This window comes from Undibacterium sp. Tian12W (genome assembly GCF_049339405.1).
In the GTDB taxonomy this organism is placed as follows: domain Bacteria; phylum Pseudomonadota; class Gammaproteobacteria; order Burkholderiales; family Burkholderiaceae_D; genus Undibacterium.
Genome location: NZ_JBMPPK010000034.1, coordinates 1 through 17303, shown reverse-complemented (window position 1 = coordinate 17303; position 17303 = coordinate 1). Strand labels below are relative to the sequence as shown.

The following is a 17303-nucleotide window of genomic DNA, read 5'->3' as shown; positions in this document are numbered from 1 at the left end:
ATGCGTCATTGTCTTCAGGCAGCCAGTTTCTTTAGCTTGAGGTCAAGAGCAGGCGCAACAATCTCTTGCGAGATCGGCGGTTGAAACAAACCAAAGAAGCGCTGATCCGCGAGCGAAGAAAAGTAATGCGCACCCTCTATGTATTCGTAGTAATGAATGTCACGATGCAGGCGGTTCTCTACTGCGGCAACCAACAGGTATTTGCCAGTAACCAGTGGGTTGGTGAGTGTGAAGCTGACTTCAAATTCTTCATCGTCCGGCAAGCGCCTGGTTTCAAAATCATGGGTAGTCGAAACAATGAGGTCGCTGCCTTTTAAATCCTTGATCGAAACAGCAATACTCAAGTGCTCTCTGTCTATGCTTTGCGGTATGCGCAAACTGATCCTGATCTCCATGCTTTTGCCCCACTCATGGACATCGCGGCGTGCACCACTGGCATCCAGCACAGCGGCGGAAAGAATAAAGCCCTTATGCGAACCCCAGTGAGTAACTGGCCGGCTGTCTAGTGCGATGTCTTCCACCACCACTTCAGTCAGTACATTTCCCAATGCAGGAACATTGGCAGAGTGCATGGCTTCATGTTCACCATCGTCGCCGGCATCATCGTCCTGAAACATCATTTCCATATAGCGCCCAGTCACAGGAAAGACATCACCCTGCTCCAGCATACGCCCTTTATCGAGCCAGATGGCACGGTCACACAGGGTACGTACCGAGCTAACGTCATGGCTGACAAACAAAATACTGGCACCAGTTTTTTGTATGTCCTTGATACGGCGCATGCACTTGGCGACAAAGCGGGCATCGCCTACAGCCAGCGCCTCATCCACAATCAAAATCTCTGGATCAACATGAATCGCAATCGAAAACGCCAGGCGAGCATACATGCCACTGGAATAGGTTTTGACTGGTTGATCCAGAAAATCACCGAGCTCAGAGAAAGCCAAAATCTCGCCCATGCGTTCCAGCATCTGCTCTTGCGGGAAACCCAAGATCGCCGCATTCAGCAAGACATTTTCACGTCCGGTAAATTCAGTATTAAAACCCGCCCCCAGCTCCAGTAGAGCCGCCAGCCTGCCATACGTCGTTACAGTGCCAGTTGTTGGCGAGAGCGTGCCGCATATCATTTGCAACAGGCTGGATTTGCCACTGCCATTGCGACCTATGATGCCCACGGTCTCACCTGGTGCTATCTCGAATGACACATCGCGCAAAGCCCAAAATTCACGGTAATAGGTTTTGGAGCGGGATAAAAGCATTTGCTTCAACCTGTCCTGCGGCTTGTCGTAGAGCTGGTAGCACTTGCTTAAATGCTCTACCTTGATGGAAAACTTAGAGGACATCAGCAAACCCCTTGCGCGTCTTTTGAAACCAGGCAAAACCCAACCAGGCAACAACACCAGACAATAAAAAATAAACCAGCCAGCATTGCCAATCCAGTGGCTTACCCCAGATCATGGCATCACGACTCTGCTCTATCACCTGCGTCAAAGGGCTGACTTGAACCACGGCACGAAAACCATCCGGCAAAGCCGCTATCGGATAAAACACCGGCGATAAAAATGTCAGCACTGATACGGCAACACCCACCACCTGATGTATGTCACGAATAAAAACCCCCAGCGAAGCCAGCAGCCAGCTCACACCCAGGCTCAACAAAACCAGCGGCAGCAACACCAGAGGCAAAACAAATATCGTCGCAGGCGGCACACCAAAAAATATCGAATAAAAAATCAACCACACTGTGAAACTAACCATCAAATGAAAACAAGCCGCCCCCATTGCGACTATAGGCAAAATCTCCAGCGGGAATATCACCTTCTTGACGTAGTTCACATTGCTGACCACCAGACCAGGCGCACGGCTCACGCATTCAGAAAACAATCCAAACACCATCAGCCCCGCAAACAACACCAGTGCAAATTCCGTCTTAGATTCAGACCCACCAGCCCAGCGCGCCTTGAACACCACACTAAACACAAAGGTATAAACCGCCAGCATCAACACAGGATTAAAAAAAGACCACAACAAACCCAGCAGCGAGCCTTGATAGCGCACCAACACTTCACGCTTTATCAAACTCACGATGAGCCTGCGATGCTGCCGTAAAGAAGCAAGCAAGTTCAAAGGGGTAATGGACGGTACTGCGTGTGGATTCATTCAATTCATTTCAAAAATTTCGCGACACATTCAGAGTCACCAACTACCAGCACACAGCCACAAAAAGTACAGACGAAACTCATCCTCCCCATAGGGATAAAGAATGTTCAAAGCCTGAACAAGTGGAGATAATTATTTGAGCAGCACAACTAAGCGCACCGCTTTCACGTCCGGCAAACAGATGCCAGACTCACGCACAAGAGCCAGTACAAGCTCACATCATGCAAGCGCTGATCTACTGCGCATCACAGAGACGCTAAGACGCGCTCTGTCAGGTGGGGATTATAGGGAGGAGACAGGAAGAGTATTTCTAACAAGTGTCGTGCAATTGTATGCAATTTGTACACATGTAGAGCGATGAGATTTTTTGACATGTGAATATTGCGATTTGAATCTATAGAGAAAATTCACGCAGAATGCCGCATACCCTGAAGCCTGGAAGCTTCCAATATGGCCGCATTGACAGCCATGCCCATAGGAGGAGATTGCAATTCCCTAGCTTCGTTAAAAGACAGGGTCAGCACCCCCACGGAGGAAGCACAATCAAATTTTTTCTTGGCATCTTGTATGGAGGATGTAATTAACGCGTTCAATTCATCTGTAGCGCAGAACACCATCAATACTCCATCTACCAAATCCAGTTCTGCAAGAGGATCAAAATGTCTAATTTTTTTAAGAAAGCTCTCAACGCCCTGTGACAGCTTTACATACACAGCTATGCACGAGACCTGTTTGATTTCCGGCATATTTTCGCTTTTTCTAAACGGTCGCAAAAGGACGTCAAAATTTCGAATCAATCTGTTGTAAATTATTGCCACCCAACCCTCCATAAAAAGTAACAGCAAGTTCTGAAGTTTTTGCGTTAGCATATTATTTGCATCATTACCGACTCTATTTGAATTAAGAGCAGCAGCAACTTCTAATTTGTTATAGGTCTATATGGCGCATGGAGCACTGATTCAGGCGAAATGACATAGCGCTCAAAGAAATCATCTAAACTTTTTGCGACACAAACAGGCTGGCCATCGTCGAAGCCCTCAATCCAGACTTCCGATACAGCCTCTGAGACTGGCTTTAGCCGGAAATGATAACAGTCTAAAAGATAGTCTGAAAAAATGACCCCAAATTCTGACAAATCTTGATTCGCATGCGAGATTTCTTGCAGAGACCAAATTCGCCAATTGTCATCATTCATATTTGACATTCCACCAAGAGACTCATACAACGCAACAACGTCGTCTGTGGCAGGAACACCGATATCATTAAAGACTTGATGTATAACCTCCTTCGGAAACGGGGGATGCATCTCAATGTCTTGATCTCTCCAACGAGTCACAAGTTCGCCAATATTAGACTTGAGACTCATGAAGTCCAACTAATCAAAACAAACTTCACGATGTATGTCATTAGCTCTCCTGATCGTCTATTTTTACAAAAAAAGTGTGCGAAAAAGTCAAGGTAAGTCACTCAACCTTGGCAAACTCGGCTGCATGCTTACGCAAAAATTGCAAATCAATCTATCCGAAAAACCAGCTCCTTCCATTCTTTAAATTTTATTGATTCTCTCATTTGATACCAACTCGCACGAAAACCTCTACGCAAAATACTGGCATGTGGCATCTCTGCCGGGACACTCAATTTCACGTTTTCATATGTCAATAATTTATAGTCAGCATCAAGCTCACTGGTGGGGACAATTAAATAGCAGTAGGAAGTTTCATCGTTTACACATAAAGCACAAAACCTAACGCCAAATTTTTTATCATCTGCGTCTTGATACTTTAATTTTATATCTTCTTCATCGACGCATTCATTCTCAAAAATTTTCCATTCTGCTCTACCACAACAAATAGTGTGTTCTGGAGCTACCCATACAATTTCCCCTGGATAGCCTTGCTGCTCAAGAAACTTGCGAAAAACAGGTATTATTTCTTCGAATTTTGGGTTCATCCGTATTGTCAATTAGATTGATAGTTCAAATTGGTCGATTGAAAATATTAGCAACAGACGATTGCACATATACCGAGTCTTTAAAAACTGGAAATTGCTTTACCTTGAAATAAACCGATTGCACGGAATCACAGAATTAGATTTCATGAAAATATCCTTTTAAGGGGGAGACCAAAATATATAAGTGTCCGATATTGACAGCACGCATTTATTTTTCTCTATTCTCGTAAGACGGGAAACTTCAAAACGGCGGCATCAAGATAAGCCTGAGTCTCAGCACACAACACTGACGACGCACGTATTTCGTCGGTAACCAAGTCAAGTATTTCCGAGAGGTAGCGTACCCCCAAAGGCCATTGCAAGTTGCGTGCGATCCGAATCCGAAGAGTCGCAGTTCGTGTCCGTATATCTGCAATCTTGGACACATCATTGCCAAGAGACGCCGTCATCAGTTTTACTATATCACTACTGAACCCTGGCGGCTGTGGTAACAAGTCAATTGACCAGCGAACGCATTCCTGCAATAAGAATTCTGGTGTCAACAAATCCTCAAGCTCTCGCGCCTCATCAGCATCCTCGTATTCCTCCAAGAGGTCAATTAAAACAAACGGTTCGACACCGAGTGGACCTGTCTTGGAGCAAAACAGCCGATTAAGAGTATCCGCATCCTTCCAAGGCAGGAAACATTGGCCTGCGCCTTGATTTTGAACCTTTTGATCCGCATAAGGAAAAAGAAAGTATTTGCCTAATTGCGTTTCGTGGCGTGTCCAAATATCTAAAAAATCTTCAATAATTCCGTCGCGTACAGGGAGAGCATAACAACGAAACCACCAAGAGAATAGTGCTTCTTCATCGTTGCCGTATTCAAAGTCTGATGTGTCAGGGTTAATTACCAAGGGAATCATTCCTGCCATGACCTCGCCCAGAATAAGACCAGTACTGGAAACCTCATCAGCAACGGAGTCAGGATCAACTGTCTGCAGAATTTCTTGATCGTACTTTTTGCAAGTGCGACTGAACGCGAATTCCATACCCCAGCAATAATCTGTTGGCGCGAGCATTGTGACGAGAAAAAGCTTCGATTCAGGCAGTTCTGCAAAAATGCAACGCGAAGCATTGCCCCGCAAATTATATAACTTCTCGTTGTCCAGACGCAGGTAGTCAGTTAAGTCAAATTTTATTTGTTCCATGATTAATTGGTTGGTGTTTTGCAAGAACTATTTTTCCAACCGAATTTGGTGGCCTCAGTTCAAAAATTTTTTCGATCAAATTTGGCGAAACCCGGTAACGGCAGGTCGCTCATTTAATTAGAGATTTACTAGGTAGAACTACCTAACATTTCATTTGTCGCAGCCACACTCGCAAGCCAAGTTCTTACATTTTCAAAACGGGTCGCTGAAAGACCTTCCACTTCCAATACTGTTCCGGCGGGGTAGCATGCCATATCATGAACAATTATCAGAACCACTTTACCATCTTCAGGAGGGTGCAATGCAATCATATTATCAACATCATGAAAAGACAGAACCGTATCTTCGTCAACAGTAATAATTTTCACAAAACTATCCGAAATAACAAGCAAGCCCCTCGGCGCATTAACGTCGTTTAAATCTTTCCATTTTTGTTCAAGTTGATTACTCAGTGAAGGTTCATATTGAGATGCATACTGCAACTCCCTCACAGGAACTATATAGTTGGAACAATCACTGGTAGTCGATTTGAATCCATTGCATACGCCATAAAACTCCTTCAATTCACCAGCCAACTGGCAACCGAGCCGATTTTCAACTTTTGAAATGTCATCTACATCTGCAGGCGCATTCAATGAAAACACACCTCCCCCATGGCACATCGAAGTTTGCCAAGCGGGAATAAAAGATTGCACCGATAAAATTCGTAACTTATCCGATACTTTTCTAAATTTTCTCAGTTTCCATGCCGCGTCCAGGAGAGCGCGAAGGAATCCAAATATTGCCATGACTCATTCCAATGAAAATCAAGTCGAAACTACAATAGCGCACATTCAGAAAATGTCGGCATTGACGATAAGCCCCCCCTTCTGTCTGCTCGCGAAACTAAAGCCGGGGCTTTCGACGAATTCGTCATCCTTTAGCAGAAGTTGATGGAAGGTTGCAAGCAAACGAATGCTAGTGTCCTAAAATAGGCATGTTTTATTTTTTTTATAACGCAAATATCGACAGACATTGTATCGACCTCTTTAAAATTTCAGAGGAATTTCTCTTGCAGAAAACCTCTGGCAATTCCTGCCTTTACCATTTCTATTCGCTCTGGGGTCGGGTTATAACCGCGCTTCCCCACGTAGGCAACATAAGTCTCATAAGAGTTAATTGTTGGAAACCAAGGCAAAGCATATTGATCGATCAAAACCAAGAGTGATCTTAAACTAAGCTCCATGACTTGTTCGTCTTCAACAGAAAGCAATGGCTCCCCAAACATATCAGTGGGGAACCCATCAGAGAGACGTCCCCCGATCAAAGAATAATCAGGCGGAAACTCTCCAAGCTCGCCATTTGAATGATTTACCCAAGGCGACCATATCGTCACCTTGATTTCAAGAAAATCTCCTGAGCTAATCCTTGTTACAAACATGTCAAATAAAGGGCCGCGTTTCCGCCAGAAAATGAATTTCTTTTCTACGGCAAAACCGCGACGCCGCATCTCGTCGTGAAACCATTTACTCGCGTATTTATCAAGTTGGGAAAAAGTAGTCATAGAAATGTTAATAAGACAACATGGCCAATTTATAAAATTGAATGATCGATTTCTTCCAGCCCAAAAAGAAAAAGGCCGGATTATTCCGGCCTTCGATATGATGCTACGTGCTTGATTATATTGGCGGAGAAGGAGGGATTCGAACCCCCGATACTATTGCTAGTACGCCTGATTTCGAGTCAGGTACATTCAACCACTCTGCCACTTCTCCGGCTTGGTTGTTCGTCATAAACGAAGCCTGTGATTATAGCAAAGAACTTGCTCAATTCAAAATTACACGATTAACAAGCCTATGAGACATGGGCGCGCATCGCTGCGGTCGTGACATGAAGATGTCATAAAGCAAGACTATATTCTGATGCAATGCGGCAAGATGCCATTTGCTATTATTGCAATAATACAACAGCAATTATGACTACACCTGGCATTTCAATATTAGGATCAGCTTCAATGGAAAGTAGTTTAGCGGGGGATACTGTGGATTATCTGTCTCAGCAAAACCTGGTATCAGAGCAAGACATCAGCCAGTTCGGTGTACAGTCTGCAGCGCTGATGCTGGCGCATCTGCAGCGTATTATTGAGCAGCGCCTGCTTACTGCGCGCTTCCAGCCCATCGTGCAGATGCAGAATGGTGACATCCTTGGCTATGAGGGTTTGATACGTGGCCCTTCGGACAGCCCGCTGCACTCCCCTGTCAATTTGTTCAAAGCTGCGTGGGACAATAATCTGACGGTGACGGTAGAACACTTGTGCCGCCGTATCGTGCTGGAACAATTCGCTGCGCAGAAATTGCCTGGCAAGCTGTTTTTGAATGTCAGTCCAGAATGTTTGTTGCAGAGAGATGTGCGCTATGGTGAGACGCTGGATTATATCCATGAGCTTGGCATTAACCCTGAACGTGTCATCATAGAATTGACTGAATACCAGCCCACGCACGACTATGCCTTGTTGTGCGAGGCTGTCATCCATTATCGCGAGATGGGTTTTGAAATTGCGATTGATGATCTGGGTGAAGGTTTTTCCAGTCTGCGTTTGTGGTCAGAATTAAAGCCTGACTATGTCAAAATCGACATGCATTTTATCCAGGGCATAGATCATGATCCAGTCAAGGCGCAGTTTGTGCGCTCAATACAAAGCATCGCTGAGAAATCTGGCACACGCGTCGTTGCTGAAGGTATAGAAACCCAGGCTGAGTTATTAGCGGTGCGTGACCTGGGTGTGGCCTGTGGCCAGGGCTACCATATTGCCCGCCCTCACCCAACTCCTGCGCGTGCAGTATCGGCTGAAGTGGCGCGGATTTTAACGCCGAACCAATATCAGGCTGCGCGACGTACCTCTGGCAGTTTTGAGCAGGCGGCTACGGTAGAAAAGATTTTAAAGACACCACCGACGATTTCTTCGCGGATGTTGAACAACCAGGTTGATGACATCTTCTTGCAAAACCCCAAATTGCAGATCATTCCCGTGGTGGATGATGGCATGCCTGTGGGATTGATCAACCGTTATCACATGATAGACCGTTTTGCCCGCCCTTATCAGCGTGAGTTGTATGGCAAAAAACCTTGCACGGTTTTTATGGAAGCGCATCCTGTCATTGTCGATAAAAATACCAGCATGCAGGATGTCAGCCACATTATCGTGGAAGCCAATTCTGAGCAGTTAATCAACGGTATTATCATTACTGATCAGGGCCGCTACATAGGTTTGGGTAGTGGGCCGGACTTGATGCGCGAGATCACGCAGATGCAAATCAATGCGGCGCGTTATGCCAACCCACTGACGCAATTGCCTGGCAATGTACCTATCAACGAGCATATTGATGTATTGCTGCAAAAAGAGCAGTCTTTTTGTGCCTGCTATTGCGACCTTGATCATTTCAAACCGTTTAATGATGTCTATGGCTACCGCCGTGGTGACGACATCATACAAATGACCAGTGATGTATTAAAGCAGCATTGCGACCAGCAGCTGGATTTTATCGGCCACATCGGTGGCGATGATTTCATCATCCTGTTCCGCAGCGAGGATTGGGAAGTACGCTGCCAGGCCATACTGGCGAGTTTTTCAGCTGCCATCTACGATTTTTACAGTAATGAAGACCGCGAAAGAGGTGGCTATCTCAGTGAAGACAGGCAGGGCAAAAAAGTCTTTTACCCGCTCGTCAGCCTGTCTCTGGGTGTCGTGAAGTCAAGGGCAAACCGCTATTACTCACATCACCAGATATCCATCGCCGCATCAGATGCGAAGAAGCAGGCCAAGAAAATTCACGGTAACAGCCTGTTTGTAGATCGTCGTTCTGAAATGGATTTGCTGGTAGGTTAAACGTAATCTGTAAACAAAAAACGCGCTTCACTTTATGTAGTGAAGCGCGTTTCTCATTAAATCAGGACCAATTAAGCTGCTGGTGCCAGTTTTTCCAGACCACCCATGTATGGGCGCAAAGCTGTCGGGATGACGACAGAACCATCAGCCTGCTGATAATTTTCCAGCACAGCCACCAGAGTACGGCCAACTGCCAGCGCAGAGCCGTTCAGGGTGTGTACCAATTCTGGTTTGCCCTGGGCATTGCGGAAGCGGGCCTGCATGCGGCGCGCCTGGAAGTCGAACATATTCGAAATCGAAGAAATCTCACGGTAAGTGTTTTGTGCTGGCAGCCATACTTCCAGATCGAAAGTCTTGCAGGCGCCAAAACCCATGTCACCAGTACACAGGCTCATGACGCGGTAAGGCAGTTCCAGCTTGGTCAGAACTGCTTCAGCATGGCCGACCATTTCATCCAGGGCTTCCATGGATTTTTCTGGGTGAACGATTTGTACCATTTCGACTTTGTCGAATTGATGCTGACGTATCATGCCGCGAGTGTCGCGGCCTGCGCTACCGGCTTCAGAACGGAAGCATGGAGTATGCGCCGTCATTTTGATGGGCAATGCATCGGCAGCGAGTATCTCGTCGCGCACGGTATTGGTGAGTGTGACTTCGGAAGTAGGGATCAGGTAAAACGTCTCGCCTGTACCTTCTTGCCCACCTTTTTTCACTGCGAACAAGTCTTCTTCAAACTTGGGCAATTGACCCGTGCCGCGCATGGAATCAGCATTGACCATATAAGGCGTATACATTTCGGTGTAGCCATGGTCCAGCGTTTGCATGTCGAGCATGAACTGGGCCAGTGCGCGGTGCAGACGTGCCATACCGCCCTTCATGACGGAGAAACGGGAACCAGTCAGTTTGACTGCAGTTTCAAAATCCAGGCCCAGGGCAGAACCGATATCCACATGATCTTTGACTTCAAAATCAAAAGCGCGTGGCGTACCAACCTTGCGTACTTCTACATTGCCAGTTTCGTCTTCACCGACGGCTACGGATTCATGCGGCAGATTAGGAATGGTTTGCAGAAATGCACTCATTCTTGTCTGCAAATCACTCAGATGCGCTTCGGATGCTTTCAATTCTTCCGGGATGCTCGCTGCTTCAGCCATTAAAGCGGAAGTATCTTCGCCTTTGCTTCTGAGATTACCGATCTGCTTGGAGATGGAATTTTTCTTACCTTGCAGCTCTTCAGTACGGGACTGGATTTGCTTGCGTTCGGCTTCGAGTGCATTAAAGGTTTCTACATCCAGCTGGAACTTACGGGTAGCCAGGCGCGCTGCCGCACTGGCAATATCTTTGCGCAAAAGTTGAATATCTATCATGATTTTAAGTGCAGTGAACTAAGCTAATCGACTATTGTATCAAGGGATGGGCATTTCCCCTATTTTCAGACAAGGAGAAATACCGTTTTTACATCAAAATCTACGTATCAATACTTCACAAGACTACGGTAAACCAGCTTGGTATTACCTTCTGCAGGTACGCTGATTTTCCATACTGCCGTATTGCTGGCGCTCTTGGTATAAGGATGACTGCTGCTCAAGACCTGCCAGTCACCAGGCATGGGTTCTTGCACGGTGACGATGACGGCTTCTTTTTTGGCATTTTTCAATACCAGCTCGTAGGCGCTTTCAGAAACATAATTGTATTTGCCGCTCGCTGCGAGCTTTTTGAAATCAGTCTGCTTCTTGTCGGCTGTCACATCAAAGGCTTCACCCAGTTTAAGGCGGACTTTTTCATTCTTGGGTGTGTGATCAACACTGTCCTCACCAATGAACTGGGCATTGCCCGCGCCGTCTTTTTTATAGACGCGCACGACGCCTTTGGGTAAAGGCATACCCAGTTGAGAGGCTTCTTTATTATCGAACTCGACAAAGACACCTATTTTCATTTTTTGGCCAAGATCACCGTAACTGCTTTGGTAGTAATAATCACTGCCTGCCAGCAGCAATTCTTTACGTGCAGGCACACCAGATGCAGACAGCAAAGCAACTTGCTTGGTCTGGTTTTCTGCAATAGTGGTTGGCCTGTCCAGCGTGTAAAGGTGATACTCAAACAAAGATTCTTCCGCCATGGCTTTTTTGGCCATCACGGGTTGGGGGCTCTCAAGTGCTCTTATTGAACTACCCGTAATCTGCACTCTTTGCAGTACCTGATGAACATCACCCGCCACCAGTTGCAGCTTGGCATTGCGGTAAGTCGTGCCACTGGTATTACCCAGCGTGACCCAGCCTGAAATATCAAGCTTATCATCAGCAGCGTTCAGTTCTACAACATAGTCTGCCTTCCAGGACAAACCGCCTGTCAGGTAACTGAGTTCTACATCCTGTTGCTGTGCGCCGTTGTTATCAAGTGCCATGACCAGGGTAGGACGGTCGCGCAGATTTGCTGGCACATCAGGATAAATGATGCGACCTGGCAAGCCGGTTTCTATGCGGTCACCTATCTTCAACACCACGCCATTATTGGCGGACAATACTGTGGCCGATTCTGTAGTCTCTGCGCCAGTCGCCGGGTTGGTACGGATGATGTTGACATTGCGGCCCACATATTTTTCCAGCAGTTTTTGCGGCGTCAGCAAATCAAAATTAAAGTTTTGCTCAACCACAGACAAACTGCCTGGAGATGACAGGCTGCGCAGCAAGGCAGTTTCAGCACGCATCTTGGCACTGACATCGCGAAAAGCCAGTGCACTTGCGCCGCGTTTTAAAGGCAGCTTGCGCTGGTCCTTGATCAGGGCCAGGTTTTCGTTGTAGATCGTAACGGCGACTTCTTTTTGGTCAGCCAATGTACTGCGCTGCTCTTCGGTCTGTGCATAGACAGAACCTGCCAGTGCCACCAACAATAAGCTAGCGCTTGCGGTAAATGTTTTATTCATGAAAGTCCTTATTATGATTATTGATTTGCAATGAGATATAAAAGAATGAAACTCAGACGAATGAAATCTAAACGAACGAAGCTTAAACAATTGAAATTCAGACGAAGCTGAAATTACTTGGCCTGATCATCCAGGCTGCGCAAATATGCGAGTTTTTCTGCTATCTTGATTTCCAGCCCACGCGATACTGGGTGGTACCAGGATTCATTTTCCAGACCTTCTGGCAGATAGGTTTCACCTGCGGCGTAGGCATCTGGCTCATCATGGGCATAGCGATACAATTTGCCATAGCCCAATTCTTTCATCAGCTTGGTCGGTGCATTGCGCAAATGCTCAGGTACGATGCGGGACTTGTCTTTGGCGATCATGGCGCGCACGGCATTATAGGCTTTATAGACTGCATTCGATTTGGCAGCGCAGGCGAGATAAATCACCGCTTCTGCCAGGGCCAGTTCACCTTCGGGCGAACCCAGTCTTTCATAGGTTTCTGCCGCATCAAGGCAAATGCGCAAGGCGCGCGGGTCTGCCAGGCCTATATCTTCCGACGCCATGCGTACTATGCGTCTTGCCATGTAACGTGGGTCGGCACCACCATCAAGCATGCGCACCAGCCAGTACAAGGCTGCATCAGGATTGGAGCCGCGCACCGATTTATGCAGAGCAGAAATCTGATCATAAAAAGCATCACCGCCTTTATCAAAGCGACGCAAGGCATCGCCCAGGCATTCGCCCAGCAAACCCTGGTCTACGGTATCAAGATGCTTGGCGACCGCTGCATGGGCAACGATATCGAGATTGTTCAGCAATTTGCGGCCATCGCCGTCAGCACTGGAAACCAGACTGGCCATGGCCTCTGACGTTAATGTCAAGCCATCAAGCTCACGTTCACAGGCGCGTACTACCATGGCTGTCAGATCTTCATCCGTCAGTGACTTCAATACATACACTGAAGCACGTGACAGCAAGGCGCTATTGACTTCAAATGAAGGGTTCTCTGTCGTCGCACCGATGAAGGTGAACAAGCCACTTTCCACATGCGGCAAGAAGGCATCTTGCTGGCTCTTGTTGAAGCGATGGACTTCATCAACAAACAATATGGTGCGGCGATGAGAAGTCGCCTGCAATATCTGGGCGCGCTCTACTGCTTCGCGTATGTCCTTGATACCAGACAAGACTGCCGACAAGGCGATGAATTCACAAAGAAAAGCATCTGCCATCAAGCGCGCCAGCGTGGTCTTGCCTACGCCTGGCGGACCCCACAATATCATCGAATGTGGTTCGCCAGACTGGAAAGCTACGCGCAAGGGTTTGCCCTCGCCCAGGATATGCTGCTGACCAATGACGTCGTCCAGCGTGGCTGGACGCATGCGCTCGGCCAGTGGGGCAGGTTTTTTGCGCGGGTTAGTGTGCAACATATTCATTAAGTGCTACTACTGGCGAAATACATCTGCACCGGCGGGTACGACAAATTTGAATTGCTCAGGCTTAAGCGCTGGATTTTTTTCCAGGTTCTTCAGGGTAAGAGTGGAAAACTGGCCGAAATTGTCGTGCAACTCCAAGGCGACAGGCACGCCATCTTTCATGCCTATGCCTATGGTTTCAAACTGTGAATCCTTGGCTTTGGGCGTGGCTTCCAACCATTCAAGACCTTGCTTGGCACCGACCTCTTTGAAATTGAAATTCTTGTCCAGATCAGCCGCGCCAGCACTGCCAAACAAAATGGCTGCGGGGCTGGAACCCAGGGAATTACCAAGCGGACGTATCGTGACCTGATTCAAGTCTCTGTCATAGATGTAGAGTTTGTCACCATCTGCCTGCAAGACTTGCTCATACGGCTTGACATAAGACCAGATGAACTTGCCTGGGCGGGCAAACACGAAATTGCCCGTTGCGGTCTTGCTGATCTTGGGATTGCCATCAACCATTTTGACTTGCTGTTGGGTAAATTCACCTTTGGCGCTTTTATTGTTCGTCACGAAGGATTTGAACTGATCAACCGCAGTAGCAGATGCCCATGCAGGTATCAAGGCAAGTGCAAAAGCACTCGCTGCCAGTTTTGCCATCATGTTAGATTGTTTCTTCACTGATTTATCCTATTCTGTCGCTGCTATGTTGCGGCAATTATTCTGTCGCTTTATTCTACATTTCCGGCAGGAACCAGGATTTCGCGGTTACCGTTAGACTGCATGGTAGATACGACACCACTTTGTTCCATTTGTTCCAGCAAGCGGGCTGCGCGGTTATAGCCTATGCGTAAATGCCTTTGCACTAGCGAGATCGAGGCGCGGCGGTTCTTGAGTACGATGGCAACTGCCTGATCATACAAGGCATCTGATTCGCCACCACCTGCGCCAGCACTCTCACCACCGGCTTCGCCACCCTCTTCCAGCGTGCCGCCTTCGAGTATGCCTTCTACGTAATTTGGCTCGCCCTGGGCTTTTAAATATTCAACCACGCGATGTACTTCTTCATCCGAGACAAAAGCACCATGTACACGCACAGGCAAGCCTGTGCCCGGTGGCATGTAGAGCATGTCGCCCATGCCCAACAAGGCTTCTGCGCCCATCTGGTCAAGAATCGTGCGTGAATCTATCTTGCTGCTGACCTGGAAGGCAATACGGGTAGGAATATTCGCCTTGATCAGGCCCGTGATCACATCCACCGATGGTCTTTGCGTCGCCAGTATCAGATGCAAGCCTGCAGCACGGGCTTTTTGCGCGATACGAGCAATCAATTCCTCTACCTTTTTACCAACCACCATCATCAAATCAGCCAGCTCATCAATAATAATGACGATGGTTGGCAGTTTTTCAAGGGGCTCAGGCGCATCTGGCGTCAAACTGAAAGGATTAGGTATATGCACTTCCTTGCGGGCTGCCTCGGCAATCTTGGCGTTATAGCCCGCCAGATTACGTACACCGAGCTTGGACATGAGTTTGTAACGGCGCTCCATCTCTGCCACCGCCCAGTTCAGGGCGTGTCCTGCCTGGCGCATATCAGTGACCACTGGTGCCAGCAAATGCGGTATGCCTTCATACACCGACATCTCCAGCATTTTTGGATCAATCAGTATCATGCGCACATCGTTAGGGTCAGATTTGTACAACAGTGACAGGATGGTGGCATTAATACCTACAGACTTACCAGAACCTGTTGTACCCGCTACCAGCAAATGCGGCATCTTGGCAAGATCAGCACAGATAGGAAGGCCGCCAATATCCTTGCCCAGTGCCACTGTCAAACTCGATGAGCTGTCGTTATAGACTTTTGAGCCAAGAATTTCGGTCAGCCGCACGATCTGGCGTTTAGGATTCGGTAATTCCAGTCCCATAAAATTCTTGCCAGGTATGGTCTCGACTACCCGTATGGATGTCAGCGACAAAGAGCGCGCCAGGTCACGTGCCAGATTAACGATCTGGCTACCCTTGACGCCGGTAGCAGGTTCAATTTCATAGCGGGTAACCACAGGGCCCGGGTAAGCTGCCACCACCTTGGCATCGACACCAAAGTCTGAGAGTTTTTTCTCTATCAGGCGGCTGGTGAATTCCAGGGTTTGTACGCTGACAGTTTCCTGCACTGGTGGCGGTTCATCCAGCAAAGACAAAGGTGGCAGATTGGTGTCTGGCAGTTCATTAAACAGCGATACCTGTTTTTCTTTTTCCACACGTTCGGAACGCTGCACGGCAACTACTTGCGGCTCTATGCGTATTGGTGCAGCCTCGACGATCTTGGCTCTTTCCTGCACCACGACTTCTTCACGCTTGACGGCGGCAGTCTGGCCAGCGCGCCGGTCTTCTGCATCGGCATGCTTGTTTTGCACAAACACAAACACCCATTCTATGCCTGCACCTATGCGTTCTGCGATGGTCAGCCAGGATACGTGGAAATAGAGGCTGATACCTAAAGCGATCATCAGCAATAATGCCAGGGTCGCACCGGTAAAGCCAAGCGCTGCAAAGCCGGTCTTGCCTATCAATTCACCCAGCACCCCGCCCGGCCCCAGCGGCAAAGCGACTTTGAGGCTATGCATGCGCAAATATTCCAGCCCCATGCTGCCAGCCAGTAACAGGCCAAAGCCAATATTACGGACCAGGATTTCAGAAAAACCGACATCCGCTTCCGGCTCAGGATTGAGTTTTACCCTCTGTGACAGACTACTGTAGGAAATCCACACCTGGCGGCAGGCAAATATGCACCACCACCATGCCGAAATGCCAAATACATAAAACAGCACATCAGACAGCCAGGCCCCAAATTTGCCAGCGATATTATGTATGCGCGGGATATCCACTGACCTTGACCAACCCGGGTCTTGTGTGGAGTAGCTTGCCATGATCAGTATCAGGCAAATGCAAAATGCGGCCAGAGCTATCCATTTCGCTTCCATCAACAGGACCAGAAAGCGGTTAGGTGGTGCTGCAGGTGCTGCAGTTTTCTTGCTTCGAGTATAAGCTTCGTTACCAGTAGTCATAAAACAGAGAGCAACCTCATTCGGACAGCTATCAAAAGCTGACAAGATAGCATGAAGCCGTGTATGCGCCAAACTTGTGCACTGTAACAGTTGAAACAGATATGCCCATCTGGCGCACCACGGCAGGAAGACGACCACTATGAGGATAGTCTATAATTCAGGCTTACCTCAGGATAGCGATGCAAAATCAGCAAAAAACTTGAAATTTGCATGGAAAACGCCATCTATTATCTGCAATTCATCTAATCATCAACTTTTTTATCAGGTCTGCTATGTCCACACCCAAACATGCCCGCGTATTAATTCTTGGCTCTGGCCCTGCAGGTTATTCCGCCGCTGTGTATGCTGCCCGCGCCAATCTGAAACCTGTACTGATCACCGGTGTACAACAAGGCGGCCAGTTGATGACCACCACCGATGTAGAGAACTGGCCAGCCGACCCGATGGGCGTGCAAGGGCCAGAACTGATGCAGCGCTTTTTGCAGCATGCAGAACGCTTTAATACAGAAATCATTTTTGATTACATCCACACTGCGAAGCTTGATGAAAAACCGATACGCCTGATCGGCGACCAGGCGCAATACACTTGCGATTCTTTGATCATCGCTACCGGTGCGTCTGCCCAATACCTGGGTCTGCCATCTGAACAGGCTTTCATGGGCAAAGGCGTGTCTGCCTGTGCAACTTGCGATGGTTTCTTTTATCGCGGCAAGGAAGTGGCTGTCGTTGGCGGCGGCAATACTG

The 17303-nt window shown here is 47.8% G+C and carries 15 protein-coding genes and 1 tRNA gene; 2 read left to right on the top strand and 14 right to left on the bottom strand.

Features of this window, described 5'->3' with window-relative positions; genetic code table 11:
• Positions 1-14: 14 nt before the first annotated feature.
• The 9 genes from ACO0LI_RS28715 to ACO0LI_RS28675 form a co-directional block, all read right to left on the bottom strand.
• A complete protein-coding gene (locus ACO0LI_RS28715; RefSeq protein WP_423037101.1) occupies positions 15-1343 on the bottom strand; it encodes an ABC transporter ATP-binding protein in 1329 nt (442 codons plus the stop codon).
• Positions 1333-2160, bottom strand: coding sequence for an ABC transporter permease (locus ACO0LI_RS28710; RefSeq protein ID WP_423037099.1), 828 nt, complete (start codon positions 2158-2160; stop codon positions 1333-1335). The genes ACO0LI_RS28715 and ACO0LI_RS28710 overlap by 11 nt, the downstream gene beginning before the upstream one ends.
• Before the next feature lie 407 nt (positions 2161-2567).
• Positions 2568-3029, bottom strand: a complete 462-nt coding sequence (locus tag ACO0LI_RS28705) for a hypothetical protein (protein ID WP_423037097.1) — start codon at positions 3027-3029, stop codon at positions 2568-2570.
• A gap of 50 nt (positions 3030-3079) precedes the next feature.
• Complete coding sequence (locus ACO0LI_RS28700; protein ID WP_422953127.1) at positions 3080-3526, bottom strand: hypothetical protein; 447 nt, start codon at positions 3524-3526, stop codon at positions 3080-3082.
• Between the two features lie 146 nt (positions 3527-3672).
• Positions 3673-4110, bottom strand: coding sequence for a hypothetical protein (locus tag ACO0LI_RS28695; protein ID WP_423037095.1), 438 nt, complete (start codon positions 4108-4110; stop codon positions 3673-3675).
• 218 nt (positions 4111-4328) lie between these two features.
• A complete protein-coding gene (locus ACO0LI_RS28690) occupies positions 4329-5300 on the bottom strand; it encodes a hypothetical protein (RefSeq protein ID WP_423037093.1) in 972 nt (323 codons plus the stop codon).
• 128 nt (positions 5301-5428) lie between these two features.
• Positions 5429-6088 (bottom strand): SMI1/KNR4 family protein, encoded by a 660-nt coding sequence (locus ACO0LI_RS28685; RefSeq protein ID WP_423037091.1) that lies wholly within the window; start codon positions 6086-6088, stop codon positions 5429-5431.
• Positions 6089-6336: 248 nt separating this feature from the next.
• Positions 6337-6843 carry a hypothetical protein gene (locus ACO0LI_RS28680; RefSeq protein WP_423037089.1) on the bottom strand — a complete coding sequence of 169 codons (507 nt, stop codon included), beginning with the start codon at positions 6841-6843 and terminating at the stop codon, positions 6337-6339.
• Between the two features lie 121 nt (positions 6844-6964).
• A tRNA-Ser gene (locus tag ACO0LI_RS28675) sits at positions 6965-7054 on the bottom strand.
• 341 nt (positions 7055-7395) lie between these two features.
• Here ACO0LI_RS28675 and ACO0LI_RS28670 point away from each other — a divergent pair.
• On the top strand, positions 7396-9165 hold the full coding sequence (locus tag ACO0LI_RS28670) for a GGDEF domain-containing protein (protein ID WP_423037135.1): 1770 nt from the start codon (positions 7396-7398) through the stop codon (positions 9163-9165).
• Between the two features lie 71 nt (positions 9166-9236).
• On the opposite strand, the gene serS is transcribed toward ACO0LI_RS28670, so the two are convergent.
• From serS to ACO0LI_RS28645, 5 genes are all read right to left on the bottom strand, one after another.
• The gene (serS, locus tag ACO0LI_RS28665; protein ID WP_423037087.1) at positions 9237-10532 is read right to left on the bottom strand and encodes a serine--tRNA ligase; all 1296 of its coding nucleotides are present in this window, start codon (positions 10530-10532) and stop codon (positions 9237-9239) included.
• Between the two features lie 107 nt (positions 10533-10639).
• A complete protein-coding gene (locus tag ACO0LI_RS28660) occupies positions 10640-12088 on the bottom strand; it encodes a DUF4139 domain-containing protein (RefSeq protein WP_423037085.1) in 1449 nt (482 codons plus the stop codon).
• Between the two features lie 113 nt (positions 12089-12201).
• Entirely contained in the window at positions 12202-13509 is a 1308-nt protein-coding gene (locus tag ACO0LI_RS28655) for a replication-associated recombination protein A (RefSeq protein ID WP_423037083.1), read from the bottom strand.
• A 9-nt stretch (positions 13510-13518) separates the two neighbouring features.
• The gene (lolA, locus tag ACO0LI_RS28650) at positions 13519-14154 is read right to left on the bottom strand and encodes an outer membrane lipoprotein chaperone LolA (RefSeq protein ID WP_423037133.1); all 636 of its coding nucleotides are present in this window, start codon (positions 14152-14154) and stop codon (positions 13519-13521) included.
• Positions 14155-14222: 68 nt separating this feature from the next.
• A complete protein-coding gene (locus tag ACO0LI_RS28645) occupies positions 14223-16559 on the bottom strand; it encodes a DNA translocase FtsK (protein ID WP_423037081.1) in 2337 nt (778 codons plus the stop codon).
• A 272-nt stretch (positions 16560-16831) separates the two neighbouring features.
• Here ACO0LI_RS28645 and ACO0LI_RS28640 point away from each other — a divergent pair.
• Positions 16832-17303 (top strand): FAD-dependent oxidoreductase (locus ACO0LI_RS28640; protein ID WP_423037079.1); only part of this gene is annotated, 472 nt, incomplete at its 3' end.